Source organism: Mongoliibacter sp. (genome assembly GCF_007692705.1).
GTDB lineage: Bacteria > Bacteroidota > Bacteroidia > Cytophagales > Cyclobacteriaceae > Mongoliibacter.
In genome coordinates this window covers 1-3,851 of record NZ_REBN01000031.1, presented here as the reverse complement: position 1 = coordinate 3,851, position 3,851 = coordinate 1, and the positions used below count along the sequence as shown (strand labels likewise).

General features: G+C 39.1%; 3 protein-coding genes. 2 read left to right on the top strand and 1 reads right to left on the bottom strand.

The annotated features are described in order from the left end of the window. Positions 1–1,249 precede the first annotated feature (1,249 nt). Together EA341_RS00455 and EA341_RS00450 are read left to right on the top strand one after the other, a co-directional pair. Positions 1,250–2,071 (top strand): transcriptional regulator, encoded by an 822-nt coding sequence (locus tag EA341_RS00455; RefSeq protein ID WP_293010713.1) that lies wholly within the window; start codon positions 1,250–1,252, stop codon positions 2,069–2,071. Further along, entirely contained in the window at positions 2,068–2,871 is an 804-nt protein-coding gene (locus EA341_RS00450; RefSeq protein ID WP_293010712.1) for a nucleotidyl transferase AbiEii/AbiGii toxin family protein, read from the top strand. The genes EA341_RS00455 and EA341_RS00450 overlap by 4 nt, the downstream gene beginning before the upstream one ends. Before the next feature lie 602 nt (positions 2,872–3,473). Here the strand turns inward: EA341_RS00450 and EA341_RS00445 are convergent. Continuing rightward, positions 3,474–3,800 (bottom strand): type IV toxin-antitoxin system AbiEi family antitoxin, encoded by a 327-nt coding sequence (locus tag EA341_RS00445; protein ID WP_293010711.1) that lies wholly within the window; start codon positions 3,798–3,800, stop codon positions 3,474–3,476. Positions 3,801–3,851: the final 51 nt, after the last annotated feature.

The following is a 3,851-nucleotide window of genomic DNA, read 5'->3' as shown; positions in this document are numbered from 1 at the left end:
ATCAGAATTAGTTGAAAAAATGGTAGCTGCTTCTTTTCTAAATGATACCACTAAAAGAAATTATTTCCAATCGTTTCAAGGCCGTTTAAAACAACTGACCAAAGTATGAGATATGATACTCATAAAGAATTTGGAATTTGGTCTATAATACTAACAAGTACTGGTGGTAGTCGACTAGGTAAAGGGGAATCCCACCCCTAAACCTATCACAACCTGTCCCGATTTTTTCGGGATTCAGCCCCCGTCCGACAGGTCATCCGGGCGGGCTTCATCAACTCGTGAGAACTCCTCGGTTTTCCGAAGCTCAAGTCCTGTTGACTACTATGGCCTACCGCAGTGCGGTACAGGTACTGCTGACTTCTCTTAGGTGTTCCCGAAACCCAGGCCTACCTTACAGCCCGGCCCTTCGCTAAAATCTTCCACTGGAAGATTTCTTTACGCTCAGCCCTCTTGGTAAGATGAATATCCATGCCCGTCCTGTCAGGCAGGCTTGCGTCTATCGCTGCTGCATTTACTATTTCGGCACGAACCTGATTTCTCAGGCTTTTGGACTTCGGTGTGCTGTGTCACCTCATCCGACCTAATAGTCTCTGTATATGGTTTCCCGCTGAGCGGGACAGGCTCTGTTCGTTAGTACAGACACCGTAGTCTGGCTTACTTCATCCCGTACGTACGGGACTTGCGACTTGCTAACAGGCTTCAGCAACTTGTCCGCCAGCTGGCGGAGACTTTATTCACGAAGATTTTTTTTACATTGGAGTTCATGAATGCTTCGCATTTCAACCACTGGAATAATTTGGTATCTTCGATACCAGATGCCCATGCTGGGCACACACATCCACTAAACGCAATACCGGGGACTGCCAAATGGCACGGAGCTGTACAGCGTTTATTAGGACGTTGTATGCCATTCCCCCTACTTTAAAAAAGTTGATTTCGTAAGCTAACGGATGAGCAGAGGAACAAGAGGGAATTGAGAAAATAGAAATATTGTAATCAGCTTTTTTTCAATGATATACAAAAACGCTAGTCAGAATTTAAAAACCCAACCACACTTTTAAGCACATTTGATGTTCCGGTACGCTCCTCATCAAAAGAGCTTTCACATCTCCACTATTCAAAAGATAATAGCTTGAATTATGTTTTATATCACAAAAAGCAGGTATAAGCTGACTTTTTTACGATAAATAATCGTTTTGTATTTTATTATTTGTATCATTGTCGTCAGTTAAGAGCTGACTTTTAAGCTATGAGAGCAAAAAATATTTCAACACAATCCAATCAAATACTGACCTATTTCAACCAATTGGACAAGAGTTGTTTCTCTTATAGTGACGCTATAAATGCGTTGCCTCAATCAAGTGACAGTGCTTTAAAGGAGCTTCTAAGTGACATGGTTAAAAGAGGGTTGTTAATGCGGTTAAAAAAAGGGCTATATTATGTTATTCCTTTTGAAAAAGACCCTGAATCCTTTATGCCTGATTGGCATCTAATAGCAGAACATTTGGTTAAAGGAACTGACCACTACATTGGATACTACTCTGCTTTACAGATTCACAACTTAATTACTCAGCCGTCCTTAAAGGAACAAATAGTTGTTGCAGATCAAATTCGTCCTTCTAAAATCAAAATAAAGGATGTTGATTTTCAATTTATTTATCATAATGAAAATCACTTTTTCGGAGCAAAAAAAATATGGATAGACAGCTTTAACAAAGTACTATGCTCTGACCTAGAAAAAACTTTTATTGACTGTTTATTCAAACCAGACTATGCTGGTGGAATTGTAGAAATAGCAAGAGCCATCTATACATCAAAAGGCAAAATCAAGTTCAACAAACTCTTGGAATATGCTGAAAAGTTCAAATCGCAAGCAGTAATCAAGCGACTTGGGTTCTTGCTGGAAATACTCGAAATAGAAAGCGACATTATTTCCAAACTGAACAAGATAAAAACAGCTTCATATGTATTGCTTGATACTGAACTGCCCAAATCAGGAAAGATGATAAGCAGATGGAGCATTCAACAAAATTTAGAAACGGGAACCATTAAATCTGCCATTTACACATGATTAAACCGGGAGAAATACAAAACAAGGCTCGTGAATTTGGTGTGCGAGATCAGCAGATTGAAAAGGATTACATTCTATCGTGGGTTCTGCAAGGAATAGCCCAACATGAAGAACTTTCTAAAGCAATTGTGTTTAAAGGCGGAACCGTACTAAAGAAAGTCTATTTCGAAGATTACCGATTTTCTGAAGATCTTGATTTCACTTTACTTGATGACAGTCTAACCAACGATCAAATATTTGAGTGGTTTGAAGAAGTATTTGAATACATAAAAGAAGAAGCTAATATCCCTCTGGAAATAATTGACAACAACGAGCATGAAGACGGAGGAATCAATTTTTATATCAGCTATACAGGGCCACTTGGTGGATTGGGAGCTAATAAGAAAGTGAAAGTTGATATTTCAAGAAGTGAAAACTTAGTTTTTGAGCCTGTTACAAATGATGTTTTTATTAGATATTCAGATCAAGAAGAGCATCAACTTCTTTGTTATTCGTTAGAAGAAGTATTGGTAGAAAAATTACGTTCTGTAATGCAACGAATGCAGGCCAGAGATTTCTACGACATCTGGTATTTGCTGGAAGAACATGGGATGGACGTTGATTTCTTCATCAACGAGTTCAAAACAAAATGTGAAAACAAAGACGTAAATCCTGCTGACTTTCATAATAAGTTGGAGCAGCGATTACCTCAATATAAAGGAAGATGGCAAAAATCAATGGCAGATCAAATTCATGATTTACCTGATTTTGATACTGTATTAAGAGAAGTTTTGCGCCACCTGAAAAAACTTGAACTATAATGATTACAAAAGATAATTTAAAAGACTTCTTGACTAAACTTGGCCACGCTAGGTGTGTGTGTTGTATCTACACCATTCTATCTATCCAATGAATTTGTAATTCCTTTCCTGGAGAAGGGATGGAATAGATCAATTAATTTTTAAAAGCTCCGGAATCCGGTGGATATTCCGGAGCATAGCCTGTCCCGCTTGCGGGATTGACCCCTCTCAACCGGAATGATTTAGAGTAGTGAAAGTGGCATGATAGACCAGATTCGACTGATCCCGATTTTCGGGATTGCCCCCCTATAGTAAGAATTTTGATGATATTCCGGAGCATAACCTGTCCCGAACCTCGGGATTATCCTCGTGGCTGAATATTCGAAAGCAAAACCAATCCCTCGAATATAGACCTTTTAAATGTTGTATCTGCCAAGGATTCCAGGTCCATCACCCCAAAATGAGTACCCATCTGTTCAGTACAAGGGCTTTGCTGAGTTTTACTATTGTATTTTTATTTCTTTTGGCCATTTAACTTCTTTCTTCTATTCCGGTCAAAAACAACTGTATTAATGACAAGGCATAATCAACAGGTTCGTCCAGTTTTTTTGCCCAATCTTTTGCTATTCTTGGATATATCTGTCATAAATTCTTTGTGCTATCTCGATACTTCTTTTATCTCCGTTGATAATCAGGTCTGCATAAACCAAAAGTGGTGGCACGCATCTTTCCATGGCATTTCCTTTTTCCCAGAAGGTCTCATATACCTCGATTTCACCATTCGGATCAGGCATCAGTCTGGTCCCCTTTATAAAATCATTTTTTTTCAAATCCGTGAACAAGGTGAATTTTTCAGGTCTTAAATAATTGGTCAGCAAATCCGCTCCAGTCTCCCCTCCCCATCTGGTTTTTCCGGTTGGTAGATTGACTTGGAGATTGAAGGATATCAACCCAATTGCCTGATCAATTCCCGCTTAGGTCTTCCTGTCAGTGATCCCGAT

Excerpts from the sequence above, each read along its gene's own strand:
- EA341_RS00455 (WP_293010713.1), top strand. The coding sequence starts at position 1,250 with ATGAGAGCAAAAAATATTTCAACACAATCCAATCAAATACTGACCTAT.
- EA341_RS00450 (WP_293010712.1), top strand. The coding sequence starts at position 2,068 with ATGATTAAACCGGGAGAAATACAAAACAAGGCTCGTGAATTTGGTGTG.